The organism is Capnocytophaga granulosa ATCC 51502 (assembly GCF_000411115.1).
GTDB classification, from domain to species: domain Bacteria; phylum Bacteroidota; class Bacteroidia; order Flavobacteriales; family Flavobacteriaceae; genus Capnocytophaga; species Capnocytophaga granulosa.
The window spans coordinates 135,674-154,606 of sequence record NZ_KE150253.1; the positions used below are offsets into that span (position 1 = coordinate 135,674).

Genomic DNA, 18,933 nt, shown 5'->3' on the forward strand with positions numbered 1-18,933 from the left:
CGAATGACTTTTCACTCTCTTGTTAGCTTGTTTTTCTATAATTCCAAACAGCCCAGCTATTTAGAAGCACGGCAAAGCCTACAAGGTACAGAAACTCTGTGCTGAGCTGCAAAAAACTACTGCCCTTGAGGACAATTAAGCGGATAGCATTGACAAAATGGGTTATAGGAATGGCATTGCTTACCTCTCTGCTCCATGCGGGCATGCTATCTACACTGGTGAGGAAACCACTCATCAATAGAAAAATCATGATAAAGAAGTAGGCAATGAACATGGCTTGTAACTGCGAATCGGCATAGGTGGAGACCAAAAGGCCAAAGCCCAGAATCGCAATGAGATACATAGCGGCAAAAGCATATAGGGTAAGCAAACTGCCTGCGGGGAAGATGCCATATACTACATACATCACTGTAAGCCCTAAAGTAAAGAGGATTAAACCTACTACCAAAAAAGGTATGAGCTTACCGAGTATAAACTGCCACTTCTTGATAGGGGTTACATTGATTTGCTCAATGGTGCCGATCTCCTTTTCTCTCACCACATTGAGCGCAGAGAGAAATCCCCCGATAATAGTCAGTAAGATTGCCAGAATCCCTGGGACGATATAGCGCGTATATTGCAGATGCGGATTGTACCAGTGGGTGGAGGCCACATTGAGTTTGGCTACAGCACCTATGCGTTGGGGAGCTTTTATATTTACGTCCAGCTCAGCGTTGAACTCACGTATTACCGAGAGCAAATAGGCACCCCCTAAGGACGACTTACTGCCGTTGATGGCATCGATAGAGACACCGAGCGCTTGTCGGCCTTCACGCACCAAGTTACGCTCAAAGCCCTCAGGTACTTCCAAGACGACATCAGCCTTACCGTCTTCTATGAGGGAAAGACCTTCTTTGTAAGAGAAAGGAGCATCTACAAGGCGAAAATATCCAGAGGAGGTGATCTTCTGTATTAGCTGGTGGGAATAAGGACTTTGGTCGTGATCCACATAGACGAGGTTGATGTTCTTTACATCAAAATTGGCCACTAAAGGCAGTATAATCAGCTGCATCATAGGGGCAACAAACATCATAGCCAAGATGGTTTTATCTCGGAATATCTGTTTGAATTCTTTTTGGAGTATGAATGATAAGGTCTTCATCAGTTGTTAGTTGTTAGTTGTTAGTTGTCAGTTGTTAGTGATTAATGGGTTAATTCTAACCACTAACCACTAATCACTAACCACTCTTCTATTCTAATCGGATTTTAAACTTCTTCATGGCAAGGCTTAAGAACATCACAGCCATAGTGATAAGGATTAAGGTTTCTTTCCAGATATAACTAAAACCTAATCCCTTGAGCATGACTTTCTTTACAATGCTATAGTAATAGCTTGAGGGGAAGATCTTGGATATACCCTGAAAGACAAGAGGCATGTTCTCTATGGGGAACATAAAGCCTGTAAAGAAAGCCGTAGGCAACATCATTCCCATCATGGCAATAAGCATGGCGGTTTGTTGAGAGGAAGTACTGGTGGAAATCAGTAGCCCCAAGGACAAACAGATGATGATGAACAAGGTACTTTCCCCGTAAAGCAATAGCAGATTACCACGTATTGGTACATCAAGCATATAGACCGAGAGCAGCAGAATCACAGTGAAGTTGATCAGCGAGAGAATAAGGTAGGGGACGGCTTTGGCTACGAGTATTTTCAAAGGATTGAAAGGTGATACCAGAAGGATCTCCATGGTGCCTAACTCCTTTTCGCGAACGACTGCTACGGAGGTCAAGGCGGTGCTGACAATCATAAAAACGAGCGCAATGACCCCAGGGACAAAGTTCATAGAGCCATTTTGCTCTAAGTTGTACAACATGCGGTTTTCTATCGTTATCTGGTAAGGCAGCCGCAAGGTAGGGTTCAGTTCTTGCTGGTAGCTGGACACCATAGCAGAGAGGTAGTTCTCTACCGTTTTGGCGGTATTGGGGTCGCTACCATCGGTAATCAGTTGTAGGGTGGTACCTTTGGGGGTATAGAGATCATGACCGAAATCAGGGGGGAATATAAGAGCTGCTTTTATAGTTCCACGTCTGAATGCGTCTTCTACCTCTTTGTAACTCAGTAGTGGGTCTTTTACTTTGAAATACGAACTTGCCTGTAAGCGTTGCGTAAGTGCATCGGTATAGGTATTGTGAGCCTCATCGAGCACAGCAATACCGATATTCTTCACCTCGCTGCTGAGGGCTTGGCCGAAAAGGACAATCTGCGCTATAGGAATCCCGAAGAGGATTAGTAGCGTACGGCGGTCACGGAATACGTGATAGAATTCCTTGCGGATAAAGGCAATGAGTTGTTTCATGGTTATTCATTACGTTTGGCATTGCGGGCAAGGACATAGAAGACCTCGTCCATGGAATGGGTGTTGAATTGTTTTTTGAGTTGGGTAGGGCTGTCCATGGCCTCTACCCTGCCATCTACCATGATGCTGATGCGGTGGCAGTACTCGGCTTCGTCCATATAGTGGGTGGTTACAAATACGGTGATACCCTGAGCAGATGCCTCGTATATCATATCCCAAAACTGACGGCGGGTTATGGGATCAACTCCCCCGGTAGGCTCGTCCAAGAAGACAATTTCGGGGCGGTGAAAAATCGCTACCGAGAAGGCCAATTTCTGCTTCCAGCCCAAAGGCAATGACCCTACGAGTTTGTTGGCTTCCTGCTCAAGACCGAGGGTCTCGATGAGTTGTTCTCGTCGAGGCTTGATCTGCTTGCGGCTTAGTCCATATACCCCTCCATAGAAGGTGATGTTTTCCGAAACGGTAAGGCTATCATAGAGGGAAAACTTCTGACTCATATAGCCGATATGCTTTTTGATCTGCTCTTGCTGCCGATACACATCAAAGCCAGCTACATGTGCCTCTCCTGAAGTGGGGTAGGAAAGCCCACAGAAGATACGTATAGCGGTGGTTTTCCCCGCTCCATTGGCACCGAGAAAGCCAAAGATTTCGCCTTTTTCAACGGTTAGGGAAATGTTGTTCACGGCTTTGAAATCGCCGAATTGCTTGGTAAGGTTATGACAGTGAATTGCGTTCATTTGTTCATTTGTTGGTTTGTCAATTTGCCAATGTTAGGAGAGGGCGAATTGCCATTCGCCCCTACAGCACTCTCCATTAGACGGATAAAACTATCCTCAATGGTGGGGGTAATCGTTTTCCACTCAAGGAGTGGAAAGGTGGTTTTCAGTTGTTGCTCTAATTGGAGCGGATCTGTCGCTTGCTTTAAGGTGATATGTAAGTATTCGCCAAAGGGATAACAACTATCTATTTCGGGGCAAGTACGCAGATGCTGGAGCAATGTGTAAATATCAGGGGTGCTTGCCGCATAGAGGGTTTGTCCAAAGTTACTGATAATCTGCAGGGGGGTACTGGTGGAGAGGATTTTGCCGCTTTGTATAAGGGCAATACGGTCGCACAGGCTGGCCTCGTCCATATAAGGGGTGGAGACCAGTATGCTGATACCCTGCGCTTTCAGCTTGGCGAGCATCTGCCAAAACTCTTTACGAGAGACTACATCTACCCCTGTGGTAGGCTCGTCCAGTAAAAGGACTTTAGGCTTGTGAATGAGCGCGCAACAGAGGGCTAATTTTTGTTTCATTCCCCCAGAGAGTTTGCCCGCACGACGCGCACTAAAGGGCTTTATCTGCTCATAAATATCCTTGATAAGGTCGTAATTCTCGGCAATGGTGGTGCCAAAGACAGTCGCGAAGAAATTGAGGTTTTCTTCCACGCTAAGGTCTTGGTAGAGGGAGAACCGCCCCGGCATATAGCCTACGATCTTGCGGATTTCTTTGTAATCCTTTACAATATCAAGCCCCTCCAGCGTGGCGCTTCCTTCGTCGGGCAGCAGGAGCGTGGTGAGCATACGGAAGACGGTGGTTTTGCCTGCACCATCGGAGCCAATCAGCCCGAAAAGCTCGCCTTTCTTGACTTCTAAAGAGAGGTGTTGCACGGCCTGAGTGTCGCCGTAGGACTTGCTGAGGTTTTGGATATTTATACTTGTCATTTTTCTGATTAGTTGATTTATCAATGAGCTACAAGCTCTTTTTTTGATAGGCACGAGCTACAAGCTCGCGCCAGCAAGGGATTTCCAGTTAAGCAGTTGAAAATCATCTAAAATACATTCTTTTTTTGTATAAGCATTACGATAACTTATTTTGTTCTCCTCTATTTTGACAGAAGGATACCAATCATCTAAACAAGCAAATCTACTATATTTAGGATCAATAATTAGAGTTACAACACCTGACCACTGATGAGGTTTCACGGCTTCTATTGATATAAAGAAACTTTCGGTCGATTTATCTATACTTATTTGCTTGATATTTCTCAGATAACACCAATAGGGCAATTCATTGTTTGACTCAGGGAAATATACAGAGCAAACCTCATCTCCGTGTGGAGGCTCTGTTTCATATTTTAGCAACATACGTCCAACTGGGAAGCTCACCTCGTAGGTGTCTTCTGTAAGGAAGGTTACTTTACAGTCTTCTATATCAAACATATTTTACTAGTAAGTTGTTCATTTTTCGTTTTCTGTATCAAGGCAAAAGCAAAGGTCTTTGCCTTCAGGATCTTTTTCTATATAACAATCTTTTCGCAAGGGATAGTCCCAAGTGCCATTGGCGGTTTTTACTTTTTGATAAGGGGGTACGTATACGGTACCTTTGTCCCAAAGGATTTGAGCATATAGTACTCCGTTGTAATAAGCATAATGCCCAAAAGGGTTCATTTCTTTTGAGGGATAACACGTCTGAAAGTTCTTACGACCATCGTAATCGCGTAGCGCTTGCGCTCCCATAAACTTCTGTGTAAAGCATTCGTTATCCTCAGCAAGCTCATTTTTGTACAATTCGTAGAATGCAGGGCGATCTTCTTCGAACAAAGCGTAATCGTCGGTACTTATGCGGTAATAGCGTTCGTAGCCTGCTACCCAACTTACAAGTACTTTCATCAAGTGGGTTTCGAGTGCTTCGCAATAGCCTAAAGTAAAGAAATGTTCTCGGTCTACGAGGTCTTTGGTGAGCTTTATGTGTTCTATGAGTTTTAATTTCATCTTGTAGGTATAATTCGTTTTTCTTACTGATTTTGTGTGTTATTTATAATCAATCATATTTAGAATGTGAATAAAATGCGAATAAATAAGGCAAGGGGTTCGTTCCTAATTCGCTCTCTTTCAAGGGCTAATTGCCATTAGCCCCTACACCTGCTCATGCTAATTTTTCGCAAACCATTTCTGTTTGACTATAACTCTTATTGGATTATTTGTAATAACGCTCCAACGCTTCTTTTGCTACTTCTACAATCTTATCGTCTACATCTTTTGCAAAAGAGAGGATACGACAGGGAACAACTATCATTATGAGTTTTTCTTCATACCAAAACATATAGCAAACATGCGGCATTTTCATTATGGGGTCGAATACTATATAATCCTTATCCTTCAGGGAGTGTACAAACTTCATTAACGACTTATTGGTAGATGAGAACGGGGATAATACGTACATGTCGATAATGTGATCGAAAAAGAGTTCTGTATTGGTATACACATAAAGATTTGTCAGGCAATAATCTGCTTGAGGGTTGCGAATCAATATTTTATTCTGAGATAAAACCGACGAGAGAGACCACATCAAAAGTCTATGTGTGGCCACAGCTTCTCCCTTCTCTCCTTTTTCTATGGTAAAGCGTCGCGAAGAATGGCAGAACTTCTGATGCGCTACGATATTTTGGATGGCAAGACTATCTTTTGCCAAATGGGTATATTTTTCGAACACATCAACTTCTTGTATATTCCTAATATCCTGTACGGTTTGTGCCATTCCACATACAGAGACAAAGAAGAAGATAATACAGATATAATAACGTTTCATATTACTTGATGTTTTAATTGTAATCGTGGTAGCACAAGAGTTTTGTTAGTCATTAAACCACAAAAAATGTGCTAAGAGTTGCGCTACAAGCTCTATTCTTGAAGGGTACGAGCCAGCAGGGGGCTATAAGTTTTAATTTCATCTTCAGTAAAATTGTTGTACTTTTGCTGCGGATTGAAAAAATATATGATGCACAACTTATATTTGGCTTTAGCCATTGTTTTAGAGGTCTTCGCTACCACTCTTTTAGGTAAATCAGAAGGGTTTACTAAATGGTTGTTTGCCGTGGGGTCGCTGTTGTCATACGGTGTTTGTTTTTATTTTTTATCCTTAACCCTCAAAAATATTCCGCTGGGGGTAGCCTATGCTATCTGGTCAGGGGTAGGGATTGTACTGACCGCCATGGTGGGTATACTCGTTTTCAAAAGCAAAATAGACTTACCTTTTGTACTGGGTGCCCTGCTTATCATCGCTGGGGTGGTGGTAATTAACCTCTTTTCAAAGGCAAATGGGCACTGATTTTCTCACTTATTTCTTTTCTTTCCTTCTGGTTATCAAAATAAATACTACGCATATTACCAGTCCTACAAGCGCAGGTTTGGCTACAGACCAACCGCTTGCCCCACTACTCTCTACACTCCACAAGAGTTTTAAAAGTGCTGTCAGTACTATAGTATAGAGCAATAGGTGCCATTTTCGCTGCCATGCCGAGGCTATCAGCAGGTAGAAAAACAGGGGTACCGTTAGCGAGAAAAGTATCTTTTTTGCGTCCCACGCACCTTTGAGGTAGTCCATTTCGTAGGCTAAGAAACTAAGTACTTTAGGGTCGGTTTGCTCTGGAGTCAGGAACCAAAACATACTGGTAAATAGGCAAAAGATACTCAATGTTACGCCTGCATACGACTTTCTCAAAGCGAAATACACCATAGGCACGATAAAGAGCGGACGCACGTACCAGCTCCCTATATTATGATGTCGCGCAAAAGCCCACTGAAAAAAGGCGTCATTAGTGAAAAAGACTGTTATAAGAACTACAGTAAGTAGGGCAAAAAGTGCGGCTATTGCTTTGTCGTATTTCTTTAGCATAAAACAATTATTCTTTTTTCTCTAAAATTTCCATCATTTTCTTTACATCAGGTAGCGCCTTACGCAATTTTTCGGGCATATCGTCTAAGGTCTTATAAGTAGCCACTCCCATAGGCTTGGTATAATCACGTACAGCATATTGGGCATAAGAATGATTTGCTGTTTGACAGAGAACAATACCTATAGTCGGATTTTCATGGGGTTTTCTTATGTGATCATCAAGTATTTGTAGATAACCAAAAAGCTGTCCTAAATAAGAGGTCTTAAACTCTCCTAACTTCAATTCTACTACTACCATAGCATTTAGCTCTCTATTAAAAAATAATAAATCAGGGAACTGTTCTACTCCATAGATTTCCAAGTGGTACTGATTACCAATGAAAGCAAAATCGCGTCCAAAAGTCATAATGAAGTTTTTGATGTTTTGTACAATTTTTTGTTCTACTACACGTTCATCTACATCAATATTTTCACGTTGTCCTATTTCTTCCACATTAATAAAATCAAGCAAATACTCATCCTTGAACATTTCTACTGCCCGACGGGCTTCTATAGGGTCGTTAATAGTCCTTGTAAAATTATTGGGCATATTCCCTTGACTTTTGTAGGCTTCTTCCTTTATTAACAATCTTAGTTTTCTTACAGCAAGATGCTCCTCCGCTACACGACGTATATAATAGTAACGTTCCTGTATATCTTTTGTTCCGATTATAATAATAGAGTGATGGGAAAAAGGGACTTTAAAAAAGTCTTCTATAGGAAATTCTGCTACATTGGCAACTTGCATAGTATGAAATATATCTATCTCATTATCAACTGTTAATAATTCGGCGGTCATGACCGCCGAATTACCTTTGTCTAATTTGGCGGTCATGACCGCTGAATTAGCATCAAGCATTTCCCATGCTTCATAAAAGCGCCTCATATCCTTCATTTGGGTTTCAGAAAAGCCTCTAAGTCCAGGAAGTTCTCTGCGAAGTTGTTCACTGATAGTTGCTAATACTCCTTCACCCCAAACCCCATTACGAGTATGCTGTGATAAATATTTGCCAATGGCAAAATACAAAACAAGTTGCACCCTGTTTACATCCTTTGCTGCTTCATATTGTCCTTGCAATATAGCGGTCTTTATAGCTCTGACCGCATTATCATATGACACTGAGTTATCCATAAGAATATATTAAAAATGATACACTAACAGAATGCAAATATATGAATTTGTTTGGTTATTTCCTCGTATTCGCTGGTTTTACTTTTTACCGACATACCCAGCTCCAAATATTTGCTGGCTTTACTTTTTACCTTTTACCTTTTATTTTTTATCTAAATAGGGCTTCCCCGTACATGCCTATTTTGAGATAGCCATCGTTTTTTACCTTTACTTTGATAGCATAAACAAGGTTAGCACGTTCGGACTTGGTTTGTATGGTCTTGGGGGTAAACTCGGCCTTGTCGGCTATATAGGTAAGGGTACCCTCATAGGAGCGTTGCTTTCCCTCTCCTGCATCGGTATGGACGGTTACGGACTGACCCAATTTGATTTTGGGGAGTTGGTCACCAGTGATATAGGCTTTGAGAGTAAGGGTATCCATATTGGCAATCTTGTACAAGGGCTTGCCAAAGGTCTGCATTTCTCCCTTGAGAGCATAATTGACAAGTACTGTTCCTGCAATAGGGTTGATGATCTCCCCTTGGTTGATTTGAGCTTGGACAGCATCGGCGTTTTTCTGTAAGGGAGCTTCTTGGCTGAGCACATTGCGGTTCTGGCTATTGATATTGGTAAGGCTCACCTTGAGTTGGTTTTCAGTTACGGCAAGCTGTTTGCGTAATTGGTCGGTCAGGGCGGTGAGGTCGTCCAACTGTTTTTGAGTAGCTGCCCCGCCAGCCACAAGCTGTTGCACACGAGCGAGTTCGCGTTGTTGCTGGGCAAGCTGCGCTTTCTGCACCTCATATTGGCTACGTATGAGCGCCACTTGGTCTGAGGGATTTAGTGTTTTTTCCTTCAGGGAGGAGATAGTGGCTTCTACCTGCTCTTTTTGGAGCTTTAGGATTTCCACGTTGATTTGTCCAACCTTCTCCCCCTCTTGGAGCATCTTGCCTTCTTCGACGGAGTAGGACAAGAGGCGGCCATTTTGTTCGGCTGATACGATCACCTCATCGGCAGTAAAATTGCCAGAGGCATCAAAAGTATTCTTGGAAGAGCAAGCACTTAGGACAAGGAGGCTTGCGAGGTATATTTTCTTCATTGAATTTTGAATTTTGAGTTCTAAGTTTTGAGTTAAGCACGAGCTACATCACTAATCATTGGTCACTAAGTGTTGGTTTTCTTGTGCTTGGAGTAGCTGTATCTCGTGCAAGAGGAGCGTCTGCTTAGCGAGGTTTTCGGCATTGACCTTTTGGAGGTATTCGTGAGTGGTGATAACCCCATTGTCCAATTGTACTTGGGCGGCTTGAGCTACCGAGTGGCGTAGGGCAACGCTCTCTTGGTCTTGCTCCATAAGGCGCTGGAGCTTGCTGATCTGCGTCTGTTGCTGGGTAAGATCCAGTTCGGTGCTCATCAGAAAAGCCTTGCGATCGGCCGAAAGGGATTCCCCTTGGAGTTGTAGGAGTTGTTTCCTATTGGACAAGCTATACAGCGGGCTAAGATTCCACTGCAAGCGTACCCCTGCTATATAATAGAAATCAAACTCATTCTTGATGATATTGAGTGTGGGGCGGCCATAGGCACCTTGGAAAAACAGTCCTATTTTGGGCAAATATTCCGAGGTAAGCTGTCGCCTCTGGATATCCAATACCGATTGTTGGAGGTCAAATCCCTTTAGCTCAGGGCGATGGTTGGCGGTGCCAAGTGCCGTGGGTTTTGGGCGAGGCAAAGTCGTATCGGAAGGTAAGGACTTACCTATGAAAGTGCTAAGCATCTGAAGATACATCGCCTTAGTAGCTTCATACTCTGTACGCTGCATCGCAAGGCGCACCAATTCCGCCTTTAGCTCAGCCACATTGCTCGGTAGAGTGGTACCATTTTTTAGGGCTACTTCCCCCTTTTCCAATTGGGATTGGACAGTTTCTGCATTTAGTTGGTTTTGAGATAGTTGTGCATCAATGAGCAATACTCCAAAATAGAGATTACTCACCCGCTGCTTAAGGGCATAGAGTTGGGTTTCCACGGCTTGGGTTTGTACGGCACTTTGAGCTTTGATCAGCTGCTTTTGAGTGCGAGTAGCTCCGCCATTATAAAGGAGCTGGCTTACCTCACCTACTACTTTGTATTGGTCTTTGCTTACCGTGGGCAAGGTTATAGTCAGCGGTAAGCGTCCGATAGACTGGGAAAAATCAATGGTTTCGGACTGGTAAGAGGCCTGTCCTGTGATACTGATTTGAGGTAAATAAGCCTTATTGGCATTGGCCAAAGTATAGTCCTCGCTCTTGGCAATTAAGTCCAACTTCTGTACGGTTGGGTAATGATCGCGGGCAAGACGGTAACAATCCTCCAAGGTAAGTGCCTCTTGAGCAAACCCCATGAAAGGAAGTAATAAGAGTAAATAACGCATCTTTTTAATTGTTAATCAGTGAGTTTAACCAATTGGTTAATGTATAGGTAAAAAAATATGGTTGTTTTTAAAGGACGAAAGGCCTCATATACTTCGCTTATTTTCGGATTTTTCCTCTACAAACAACATAGCCTTGATCCACTGGGGGATCAACTTTTTTCGCTCAAGCATAAGGGCTTTGTATGGGGCATTATCTATTTTGTTTAAAGCAATGAGAATAGGCTGGGCAATGAAAGGGAATATCACCAAACCAATTACATTGAGTACCATCTGGAGCAGATTGGGTTCGCTAATCTCTCCGCGGGCTACTGCCTCGGCGTATTGGCGGGCTAAGACTGAGTTTTGTAGTGCCTCGTGAATAGGCGAATTTTCTACGAAAGGTTCAGGATTAGTGCGTACCTCATTGAACACGAAGGTTGGTAACTCTGGCTCCTCCAAGAGTAGGTCTATATACTTGGCTACGACCTGTTCTATTTTCTGCTCAAGGGAGGTCGTCTCCTCATTTAGAATGGCAGATATCCCTTGAAAGAAATAAGTCATTGTCTCTATCATCACGATTTGGAAGAGCTTCTCCTTGCTGCGGAAATAATAATTGACCATAGCATGGTTGATGCCCGCTTCCTCGGCTATGTCGCGGGTGCGGGTACCAGCATAGCCTTTCTGATGAAAGACCTTACGGGCAGCAGCTTTGATTCGTTCTTCGGTGGTCATCTTAAAGAGATAAAAGATAAAAAGTAAAAGGTAAAATTGGTTAGTTCCTAAAACCTAACCTCTAATTCGGGAACAAAGGTATATTAAATATTTGGATTAACCAAATGGTTAATGGAAATTTTTTAATTAGTTAATTGGTTCATTGACTCATTGTCTCATTTTTATATCTTTTTCTTGTTATAGCATCAAAAATAGTTCCATAAATCAGGAATAAAACAAGTAGCATTACCCATAGAATAGGTGCTGCCAACGCCAAGGAAGCGTTTCTATCGATCATGGAAAGGTCTCCCTTTAGTACCTTTTCCATAAGTGATTGCTCATAATAGGCAAAAACACTCCCTGAGAAACTACTCATAATCCCCCAAAGAGCCAATCGGTATGCCCATAAAAATTTCTTATAACATAAAAAATAGTACATAGGCAAGAACAATAAGGTAACCCCTATAACCCAACTGCAATTCAGCCCCATGGTTTTGCTGAAATAGGAAGGGGCATAGCCTATATGGGTTGCTACAACCAATAACAACACCCACAAGAGGGCACTTATTTTTCCAAAATGTTTCATAGCTAGGAGGTAAATCATTTGTTCTTGGTAACACTGATGGTATTATTGCTTAATTCCTCTTCTCCATTCACCACTTTAACTAATTGGCAACAAATTGGCGACAAGTTCAGCAAGTTAAATTAATTCGGAAAACCTGATGAATATCAAGTAATTAGCGGAAAACTCAATCCGTATTTCGTCTGTCTTAGCAAGTTACCAGCAAGTTAAATCTATGCCCAGATGGGGATATACTTCATATATCGAGGAGCTGTTCTAGGATCAAGTACCTTAATCAGTTTCTTGTTAATTGCCTCTCTAATTAATCTGGAGGAACTACTAGAAGAAGTTTCTGGAATACCAAATCTATCACGAAGTGATTTGTTCGACAGGGCGTCACCCTGTATATACATCAGACATGCATGAAGATAGCAAGACCACAATTTGTCCTCCATAGGAATATTGCTAAAACTCATTTCTGAGAAAAGTGTAACTTTTGTGCTATCTTGGAAAACCTCGATACGCGGGGCAGGCAGGAATTGTGCTTCACATGCCAACACCATTCTGTCCCATCCACGACCAAGTTCCTCACACATCTTCAAACGACGCATGAGAGAAGCAAGTTTCTCATTTCTCGACTTTGGCGGATTGTCTATTATTCGGAGTATATCGACTAACGGAGTGCCTGGATTTGTTACCTCAATACGATTGTCAAATATCTCCACTACTGGAGCTGCTCCCGTTATATATAAGTCTTGGTGGATAAGGCTATTTGCAATGGCTTCTCTTACAGCAGGCAAAGGGAACTTGCTTGTTGTTGACAATTGGACAGTATTTATATCCTCATTGCTTGGCAGCAAAGCATTCACATAACGCACGATATTCTCAAAGCAAATGGCATAACCCTGTATAAATGATTCTTCTTTCTGAATCAGTAGACGGTTAACGTCTTTGTACTGTACCACTCGCATGGCTTTTCGTCCTAAACGGGCAAACTCATTCAAATCCTTGGCAAATAAAATGGCACCAAGGTTGGTAATACTATATAGTCCATTATCCTGCTTCTGGATGATTCCATCCTCGTTCAGATAATGTATTACTGCATCTTTCTCTGCTGGTTGGGGTATCTTCAATAACGTAAAATAGGCATCTACCTGAAGTAGCCTGATAATATCTTCAAATCTCTGTTCAGTCTTGACACATACATCCTCAAACTGGGCATGGCGCAACTTATCCCATAGTTGAGCACGGAATATAGGAAACTCATACAACTTCTTTGTGTAACTTCCGCTTCGTACATAATCAATATTTTGGAATGCAACAGGTTCGTTAAGAGCCTTGTGAACTCTAATCAGCTCTACATGTTTACCATCAATCTCTGTATCAAGGAACTCAAAATCCGCATTTTTTGAAAGAAGATAACGAAGCCAATTCTCTAACTCTTGATTACCTTTCTTCTCCATCTTCAACCGTACCTTTGTGCCAATAATTTCATGTGTAGTATCATCTATGCCCCATATCATATAGGCATAGTCTCGGTCGTTCAATGTTGCACTATTTGCAAGGGCACTAATGTCCTCACCAACCATATTTGGCTCACAATTGTTATGCTTGAACTCAACCCATCCTGCCTCTTTAGGTAGTTTGCAGAGTTCTTTTACCAAAATATCGATATTTCCAATCATATTATTTACCGTGAGTTCGACATAAGAAAGTTACTTTTTTCTTGCAAGAAAGGGATATTTTTGGTAGCTTTATGGTTTGAAAATCAAATAATTACCTAAAAAATATCCCTTATGTTATCAAGTGACAAATTTACTAAAATATTCTTTGTGATAGACGAATTTTGCAAGAATTTTAATGAAGTACTATCCATTTTTAGAGAATTGCCTCATGTATTATTGTATTCTATAACAAGATGAAAAAAATCACAAACCATTTCTACTTGATTATAAACTATGTCATATCTATTGTCTTCTGTTTACCAATGATTAAAATTAACAATTAAGCATTGATAATTAACAATTATATTTCGTACATTTGCCCTTTAAATCCCAATGAAATGACCATTACCAGCCTCAATCAGTTAGACCTAAGCCGCGGAGGGTACACCTATGCCGACTATCTGTTATGGCAGTTGAAGGAACGGGTGGAGCTACTGCGTGGGCGTATCTTTAAGATGATCCCTGCTCCCGCTATTATTCACCAAAGAATCTCTATGAGGCTCTCAGGAGAGTTTTATAATTTCTTCAAAGGGAAGTCTTGTGAGGTTTTCACCGCTCCCTTTGATGTCGTTCTTCCCAGTGCCGACGGAAAGGAGGATAATGTGGTACAGCCCGACCTATGTGTGGTGTGCGACCCTGAGAAATTGGCCGATGGCAAGCGCTGCTTAGGAGCGCCTGACTTGGTGATTGAGATTCTTTCCAAAGGTAATTCCCAACGCGATTTAGACGACAAGTTTCACCTATACGAACAAGCGGGGGTAAGTGAATACTGGATCGTACGTCCTACAGATAAGGAAGTGAATATCTTTGTCTTAGACCAAGGCCTTTACCGAGGCCTTGCGCCTGTGGTGGAGGGGAAAGAAATCACCTCGGTAAAGTTTCCTACTTTGAGCATACATACAAATGATATTTTTGATTAATTATGAGTTTTCCTACTGATCTTGCCATAGCGCAACAAGCTCACATGCTACCTATTAGAGAGATAGCCAAAAAATTAGATATCCCAGAAGATGATATAGACCCTTATGGGAAATACAAGGCCAAGTTGCCTTTGTCCCTGATAGACCCTAAGAAGATTGCCCAGCACAAGCTCATCTTGGTTACTGCCATTACCCCTACTCCAGCAGGGGAAGGTAAGACTACTGTGAGCATTGGTCTTACAGAGGGGCTGAACAAGATAGGTAAAAAGGCCATTGCTGTTCTTCGCGAGCCGTCCTTAGGCCCTGTCTTCGGCATCAAAGGAGGGGCAGCAGGCGGAGGCTATTCCCAAGTGGTGCCCATGGAGGACATCAACCTGCACTTCACTGGTGACTTTGCCGCTATTGAGCGCGCCAACAACCTCTTGGCTGCCGTAATAGACAATAATATACAGAGCAAAACCCACTCCATAGGCATAGATCCTCGTACGGTGGTATGGAAGCGTGTGATGGATATGAACGACCGCGCCTTACGCCATATCATAGTAGGCTTGGGTGGCGCTACCCATGGTATTCCCCGCGAAGATGGGTTCAATATCACTCCTGCTTCGGAGATTATGGCGATCCTCTGTCTGGCGGAGAACTTCTCTGACCTTAAGCGCCGTATTGGCAATATCTATGTAGGAAAGAAGTATGACGGCACCCCCGTTTTTGCACGCGACCTGAAGGCTGTAGGGGCAATGGCACTACTGCTGAAAGAGGCTATCAAGCCCAACCTTGTACAAACCCTTGAGAATAACCCTGCTATCCTTCACGGAGGGCCTTTTGCAAGTATCGCCCAAGGTACCAATACCGTATTGGCGACCAAGATGGGACTTTCCTTAGGCGAATATGTAGTTACCGAAGCGGGCTTTGGAGCAGACCTAGGGGCAGAGAAGTTCCTTAATATCAAGTGCGTATCGGCAGGACTTGCTCCTGATGCTGTAGTGGTAGTGGCTACTGTACGTGCCCTACGTCACCACGGCGGTGCTACCAAAGAGGAGTACAACACCCCTTCCTTAGAGCGTGTAAAGAAAGGTATTGCCAACTTAGAAAAACACATAGAAAACGTACAATGTTTCGGACTGAAACCTGTGGTGGCTATCAACCACTTTCCTCATGACAGCGAGGAGGAGATTGCCTATATCCAAGCCTTCTGCAAGGAACGAGGCGTGGAGGCGATTGTCAGCCGTGGCTTTAGCGAAGGTGGCGCAGGTACCCAAGAGCTTGCCCGTGCGGTGGTAGCCATAGCCGAGAGCAGAGAAAGCCACTTTACTCCCCTATACGACCATGCTGCTTCGGTAGAGGAAAAGATAAAAACAGTAGCTACCCGTATCTATGGGGCTAAAGGAGTGAATTATAGTACTAAGGCGCTTAGCCAACTTAAGCAAATCAGCAAATTGGGCTTCGACAAACTTCCTATCTGTATGGTTAAGACCCCTAAGTCACTCAGCGATGACGAGAAGAAGTTGGCTCGCCCAACCGATTTTGAGGTAACCGTTCGCGAGTTCGAGTTTGCCTCAGGAGCGGGCTTTATCATTCCTATCTTAGGCGATACGGTGCGTATGCCAGGTTTGCCAAGTGTGCCTGCCGCCGAAGGTATGGATATAGATGATGATGGCGTGATTACAGGACTTAGTTAAGTGAAGAGTGAAGAGTGAAGAGTGAAAAGTGAAAAGTTACTCTTCACTTTTCACTTTTAGTATTTCACTTATCTTATCAACTATCTCTTGGGTAGCGTGGGGACGGGCGAGCTTTCGGAAGTTTTCGGAAAGCTCTTTTCGCTTGTTCTCATCGGAGAGGAGGGCGGTGAAAAGAGAGGGAAAATGAGTGGTGATGTCTGTTTCCTTAAGTAAGAGAGCTGCATTTTGGTCGGCTATGGCTTGGGCATTTTTCGTTTGGTGGTCTTCGGCGACGTTGGGGGAGGGGACGAAGATGACAGGCTTGCCTACGACGGACAGTTCGCTGACGGAGCTAGCACCTGCACGGGAGATAATCACATCGGCAAGGGAGAAGGCCGCTTTCATGTTCTCCACAAAGGGGAGGATACGTACCGATTCGCTTTCTAAGTGCTTGTACTCAGGGAAGTAGTAAGCCCCACACTGCCAGAGGACTTGTACCTCCTTCTCCTGGAAGAGCGGTAAGTGCTCCTTGACCAATTCGTTAATCTTTCTTGCCCCTAAACTGCCTCCGATGACAAGCAAGGTAAAGGCTTGAGGGTCAAGAGAAAAGAGCTTATAAGCCTCAGGGTCTTTGTCTGTTATTGTCATTAAGTCCTCACGGATAGGGTTGCCGGTGAGAAAGAGAGGGGCAGAAGGGAAATAACGTTCCATATGGTCATAAGCCACGAAGATGCCTTTGGCGCCTTTGGCTACCCACTTGTTAGTTACCCCAGCATAGGAGTTTTGTTCCTGAATAAAATAAGGAATTCCCAATAGCTGTGCGGCCTTCAGGGTAGGGGCGGAGGCATAGCCTCCGGTGCCGATGACCACATCGGGCTGGAAGCGCTTGATGAGCTTATAGGCCTTATAGAGGCTATAGATGACCCTAAAGGGAAAGGCAAGTGTAGAGAGGCTGAGCTTGCGCTGGAGTCCGCGAATGGGGAGTCCTACTATAGGGTAGCCCGCCTTGGGGACACGCTGCATTTCCATTTTGCCCTCGGCACCGACAAAGAGAAACTCAGCAGAGGGGAATCGCTTTTTGATCTCACCTGCAATAGCCAAGGCAGGGAAGATGTGGCCACCTGTGCCACCACCAGAGAGGAGAATACGCATAGATTTAATTGTTAATTGTCAATTATCAATTGTCAATGACATGTAAATAAAAAAACTACTTTTTCAAAAGAGAGAAAAAGTAGTTTTGAAAAAAATTTTAATAGTGGTGCCTCCAGGAATCGAACCAGGGACACAAGGATTTTCAGTCCTTTGCTCTACCAACTGAGCTAAGGCACCATTGGTTGTTTAATTCGGGTGCAAAGGTACAACTTTTTTTCTAATCTGCAAGGGATTGAGAGAAATTTTCGGAAAAAATTTTTCTTTTGTTTTTATGTTATTGTTTTTCAATAAATTAAAACTGAAAAATTTTTACTAAACAAAATTTTAACGGGGGGATTTTATTTTTTTCTTGTTTAAGAGCTAAAAAAGTTAGATATTTGCAAGCTGTAACAGTAATGAACATATGAGGTTACCTATAGTCTTAGCTTTGTTTTTAGTCACTTTTGCTTATGGTCAGAAGGGGACTAATTCGCCATTTTCCTATTATGGATTGGGAGAGAAGCGTTTTGAAGGGAATACGGAGAATGCCCTTATGGGCGGGGTGAATGCCTATGTGGATTCTACACGGGTGGATGTACGTAATCCTGCCTCATTGGCCAAGCTCACCCGTACGACCTTTTCTCTGGCTACTTCCTATGATATAAGGAAGATGCAGACCTCAGCGAGCAGCTATCAGGAGCGTACTTTTCTGTTGGATTACTTGAACCTCTCTTTTCCCATATATAAAAACTTAGGGGTATCGGTAGGGTTGCGCCCTTATACTTCGGTAGGTTATAGGCTGATGAGCCATGAGAGCATCAGTGGTAGGGAACAATATTACTCTTACGAAGGGAGTGGCGGGGTAAATCAGGCATATTTGGCCGCAGGCTATGAGGTTTTGAAAGGCCTTAGAATAGGTGTTTCAGGCGGTTTTAACTTTGGGAAGACCCAGTGGCAAAACCTCTATAGTTCGCCTTCGTTCTTATACATCTCCAGAGAAGATAGTGAGTCTCTTTACCGTGGCGGTAGCTATGCCTTAGGGGTACAATATGAGCGGGAATTGACCAAAGACTTATCTCTGAGTGTGGGGCTGAGCTATATACCAGAGGCACGCTTGCGTTCGACTAATAACTTGACACTCTATTCGCTCAGGCCTGCTAGTGGCAATTTCCTAGTTAAGGACAGTCGCAATATCACAGACCCAAATCTGGTAAAGACCAACCTTACGCTTCCCTCCTCTTTGGACTTTTCGGCAGGGGTGGGAGATCAAGAGCGCTGGTTTGCAGGAGCGAGCTTTGGCTATTCCAATATGAGTGCGTTCTCTAACCCATTTGTAACCTCTTCTTTTGTGGGGTATGAGAATGCGTACCGCTTTTCAGTAGGAGGATTTTATTTGCCACATAATACAGTTTACACAAAATACTGGAAACGAGTTACTTACAGAGCAGGATTGTATTATGAGCATACAGGAATTATTGTAAAAGAGAAGCCTATCAACGATTTTGGCATAACTTTTGGAGTAAGCCTACCAGTGCAAGGGCTCTCTAATGCAACTATTGGAGCGGCTTGGGGTAAGAGAGGAGATGGCAGCGTGCTGAAGGAGAATTATTTGACACTGAAAGTAGCCTTGACACTCAATGATAAATGGTTCCAAAGAACGAAATACCATTAATAAATTGTTAATTGTTAATTATTAATTGTTA

The 18,933-nt window shown here is 43.1% G+C and carries 19 protein-coding genes and 1 tRNA gene; 4 read left to right on the top strand and 16 right to left on the bottom strand.

What is annotated here, in order from left to right; translation table 11 throughout:
- Positions 1–22 precede the first annotated feature (22 nt).
- From HMPREF9331_RS05550 to HMPREF9331_RS05580, 7 genes are all read right to left on the bottom strand, one after another.
- The gene (locus HMPREF9331_RS05550; RefSeq protein WP_040357124.1) at positions 23–1,141 is read right to left on the bottom strand and encodes an ABC transporter permease; all 1,119 of its coding nucleotides are present in this window, start codon (positions 1,139–1,141) and stop codon (positions 23–25) included.
- Between the two features lie 88 nt (positions 1,142–1,229).
- Positions 1,230–2,336 carry an ABC transporter permease gene (locus HMPREF9331_RS05555; protein WP_016420038.1) on the bottom strand — a complete coding sequence of 369 codons (1,107 nt, stop codon included), beginning with the start codon at positions 2,334–2,336 and terminating at the stop codon, positions 1,230–1,232.
- 2 nt (positions 2,337–2,338) lie between these two features.
- Positions 2,339–3,073, bottom strand: coding sequence for an ABC transporter ATP-binding protein (locus HMPREF9331_RS05560; protein ID WP_016420039.1), 735 nt, complete (start codon positions 3,071–3,073; stop codon positions 2,339–2,341).
- Positions 3,070–4,041 (bottom strand): ABC transporter ATP-binding protein, encoded by a 972-nt coding sequence (locus HMPREF9331_RS05565; protein WP_016420040.1) that lies wholly within the window; start codon positions 4,039–4,041, stop codon positions 3,070–3,072. The genes HMPREF9331_RS05560 and HMPREF9331_RS05565 overlap by 4 nt, the downstream gene beginning before the upstream one ends.
- Before the next feature lie 57 nt (positions 4,042–4,098).
- Positions 4,099–4,539, bottom strand: coding sequence for a hypothetical protein (locus HMPREF9331_RS05570; RefSeq protein ID WP_016420041.1), 441 nt, complete (start codon positions 4,537–4,539; stop codon positions 4,099–4,101).
- Positions 4,540–4,557: 18 nt separating this feature from the next.
- Complete coding sequence (locus HMPREF9331_RS05575; RefSeq protein WP_016420042.1) at positions 4,558–5,091, bottom strand: hypothetical protein; 534 nt, start codon at positions 5,089–5,091, stop codon at positions 4,558–4,560.
- Positions 5,092–5,296: 205 nt separating this feature from the next.
- A complete protein-coding gene (locus HMPREF9331_RS05580) occupies positions 5,297–5,908 on the bottom strand; it encodes a hypothetical protein (protein WP_016420043.1) in 612 nt (203 codons plus the stop codon).
- A 189-nt stretch (positions 5,909–6,097) separates the two neighbouring features.
- Between HMPREF9331_RS05580 and HMPREF9331_RS05585 the strand changes: the two genes are divergently transcribed.
- Positions 6,098–6,427, top strand: coding sequence for a DMT family transporter (locus HMPREF9331_RS05585; protein WP_016420044.1), 330 nt, complete (start codon positions 6,098–6,100; stop codon positions 6,425–6,427).
- Positions 6,428–6,436: 9 nt separating this feature from the next.
- Here the strand turns inward: HMPREF9331_RS05585 and HMPREF9331_RS05590 are convergent, their stop codons facing one another.
- The 7 genes from HMPREF9331_RS05590 to HMPREF9331_RS05620 form a co-directional block, all read right to left on the bottom strand.
- Complete coding sequence (locus HMPREF9331_RS05590) at positions 6,437–6,994, bottom strand: hypothetical protein (protein ID WP_016420045.1); 558 nt, start codon at positions 6,992–6,994, stop codon at positions 6,437–6,439.
- A gap of 7 nt (positions 6,995–7,001) precedes the next feature.
- Complete coding sequence (locus tag HMPREF9331_RS05595) at positions 7,002–8,165, bottom strand: PDDEXK nuclease domain-containing protein (protein WP_016420046.1); 1,164 nt, start codon at positions 8,163–8,165, stop codon at positions 7,002–7,004.
- 148 nt (positions 8,166–8,313) lie between these two features.
- Entirely contained in the window at positions 8,314–9,240 is a 927-nt protein-coding gene (locus tag HMPREF9331_RS05600; protein ID WP_016420047.1) for an HlyD family secretion protein, read from the bottom strand.
- Between the two features lie 51 nt (positions 9,241–9,291).
- Complete coding sequence (locus tag HMPREF9331_RS05605) at positions 9,292–10,545, bottom strand: TolC family protein (RefSeq protein ID WP_016420048.1); 1,254 nt, start codon at positions 10,543–10,545, stop codon at positions 9,292–9,294.
- An 84-nt stretch (positions 10,546–10,629) separates the two neighbouring features.
- On the bottom strand, positions 10,630–11,256 hold the full coding sequence (locus tag HMPREF9331_RS05610) for a TetR/AcrR family transcriptional regulator (RefSeq protein WP_016420049.1): 627 nt from the start codon (positions 11,254–11,256) through the stop codon (positions 10,630–10,632).
- Between the two features lie 139 nt (positions 11,257–11,395).
- Entirely contained in the window at positions 11,396–11,821 is a 426-nt protein-coding gene (locus HMPREF9331_RS05615) for a hypothetical protein (protein ID WP_115596283.1), read from the bottom strand.
- Between the two features lie 209 nt (positions 11,822–12,030).
- On the bottom strand, positions 12,031–13,482 hold the full coding sequence (locus HMPREF9331_RS05620; RefSeq protein ID WP_016420051.1) for an ATP-binding protein: 1,452 nt from the start codon (positions 13,480–13,482) through the stop codon (positions 12,031–12,033).
- A 377-nt stretch (positions 13,483–13,859) separates the two neighbouring features.
- Here HMPREF9331_RS05620 and HMPREF9331_RS05625 point away from each other — a divergent pair, with 377 nt between their 5' ends.
- Together HMPREF9331_RS05625 and HMPREF9331_RS05630 are read left to right on the top strand one after the other, a co-directional pair.
- Positions 13,860–14,441 (top strand): Uma2 family endonuclease, encoded by a 582-nt coding sequence (locus HMPREF9331_RS05625; protein WP_016420053.1) that lies wholly within the window; start codon positions 13,860–13,862, stop codon positions 14,439–14,441.
- Between the two features lie 2 nt (positions 14,442–14,443).
- Complete coding sequence (locus HMPREF9331_RS05630; RefSeq protein WP_016420054.1) at positions 14,444–16,120, top strand: formate--tetrahydrofolate ligase; 1,677 nt, start codon at positions 14,444–14,446, stop codon at positions 16,118–16,120.
- Positions 16,121–16,156: 36 nt separating this feature from the next.
- Here the strand turns inward: HMPREF9331_RS05630 and murG are convergent, their stop codons facing one another.
- Positions 16,157–17,251 carry an undecaprenyldiphospho-muramoylpentapeptide beta-N-acetylglucosaminyltransferase gene (murG, locus tag HMPREF9331_RS05635; protein WP_016420055.1) on the bottom strand — a complete coding sequence of 365 codons (1,095 nt, stop codon included), beginning with the start codon at positions 17,249–17,251 and terminating at the stop codon, positions 16,157–16,159.
- Between the two features lie 104 nt (positions 17,252–17,355).
- Positions 17,356–17,428: transfer RNA gene (locus HMPREF9331_RS05640), tRNA-Phe, on the bottom strand.
- Positions 17,429–17,654: 226 nt separating this feature from the next.
- On the opposite strand from HMPREF9331_RS05640, the gene bamG reads away from it, so the two are divergent.
- On the top strand, positions 17,655–18,902 hold the full coding sequence (gene bamG, locus HMPREF9331_RS05645; protein WP_016420056.1) for a BamG family beta-barrel-assembly machinery protein: 1,248 nt from the start codon (positions 17,655–17,657) through the stop codon (positions 18,900–18,902).
- Positions 18,903–18,933 lie beyond the last annotated feature (31 nt).

What these genes read in the sequence shown, in the direction of transcription:
- HMPREF9331_RS05550 (WP_040357124.1), bottom strand. Translation starts at nt 1,141, where the DNA reads ATGAAGACCTTATCATTCATACTCCAAAAAGAATTCAAACAGATATTC.
- HMPREF9331_RS05580 (WP_016420043.1), bottom strand. Translation starts at nt 5,908, where the DNA reads ATGAAACGTTATTATATCTGTATTATCTTCTTCTTTGTCTCTGTATGT.
- HMPREF9331_RS05615 (WP_115596283.1), bottom strand. Translation starts at nt 11,821, where the DNA reads ATGAAACATTTTGGAAAAATAAGTGCCCTCTTGTGGGTGTTGTTATTG.
- HMPREF9331_RS05630 (WP_016420054.1), top strand. Translation starts at nt 14,444, where the DNA reads ATGAGTTTTCCTACTGATCTTGCCATAGCGCAACAAGCTCACATGCTA.
- HMPREF9331_RS05570 (WP_016420041.1), bottom strand. Translation starts at nt 4,539, where the DNA reads ATGTTTGATATAGAAGACTGTAAAGTAACCTTCCTTACAGAAGACACC.
- HMPREF9331_RS05565 (WP_016420040.1), bottom strand. Translation starts at nt 4,041, where the DNA reads ATGACAAGTATAAATATCCAAAACCTCAGCAAGTCCTACGGCGACACT.
- HMPREF9331_RS05595 (WP_016420046.1), bottom strand. Translation starts at nt 8,165, where the DNA reads ATGGATAACTCAGTGTCATATGATAATGCGGTCAGAGCTATAAAGACC.
- HMPREF9331_RS05620 (WP_016420051.1), bottom strand. Translation starts at nt 13,482, where the DNA reads ATGATTGGAAATATCGATATTTTGGTAAAAGAACTCTGCAAACTACCT.
- HMPREF9331_RS05585 (WP_016420044.1), top strand. Translation starts at nt 6,098, where the DNA reads ATGCACAACTTATATTTGGCTTTAGCCATTGTTTTAGAGGTCTTCGCT.
- HMPREF9331_RS05625 (WP_016420053.1), top strand. Translation starts at nt 13,860, where the DNA reads ATGACCATTACCAGCCTCAATCAGTTAGACCTAAGCCGCGGAGGGTAC.
- HMPREF9331_RS05605 (WP_016420048.1), bottom strand. Translation starts at nt 10,545, where the DNA reads ATGCGTTATTTACTCTTATTACTTCCTTTCATGGGGTTTGCTCAAGAG.
- murG (WP_016420055.1), bottom strand. Translation starts at nt 17,251, where the DNA reads ATGCGTATTCTCCTCTCTGGTGGTGGCACAGGTGGCCACATCTTCCCT.
- HMPREF9331_RS05590 (WP_016420045.1), bottom strand. Translation starts at nt 6,994, where the DNA reads ATGCTAAAGAAATACGACAAAGCAATAGCCGCACTTTTTGCCCTACTT.
- HMPREF9331_RS05600 (WP_016420047.1), bottom strand. Translation starts at nt 9,240, where the DNA reads ATGAAGAAAATATACCTCGCAAGCCTCCTTGTCCTAAGTGCTTGCTCT.
- bamG (WP_016420056.1), top strand. Translation starts at nt 17,655, where the DNA reads ATGAGGTTACCTATAGTCTTAGCTTTGTTTTTAGTCACTTTTGCTTAT.
- HMPREF9331_RS05555 (WP_016420038.1), bottom strand. Translation starts at nt 2,336, where the DNA reads ATGAAACAACTCATTGCCTTTATCCGCAAGGAATTCTATCACGTATTC.
- HMPREF9331_RS05560 (WP_016420039.1), bottom strand. Translation starts at nt 3,073, where the DNA reads ATGAACGCAATTCACTGTCATAACCTTACCAAGCAATTCGGCGATTTC.
- HMPREF9331_RS05610 (WP_016420049.1), bottom strand. Translation starts at nt 11,256, where the DNA reads ATGACCACCGAAGAACGAATCAAAGCTGCTGCCCGTAAGGTCTTTCAT.
- HMPREF9331_RS05575 (WP_016420042.1), bottom strand. Translation starts at nt 5,091, where the DNA reads ATGAAATTAAAACTCATAGAACACATAAAGCTCACCAAAGACCTCGTA.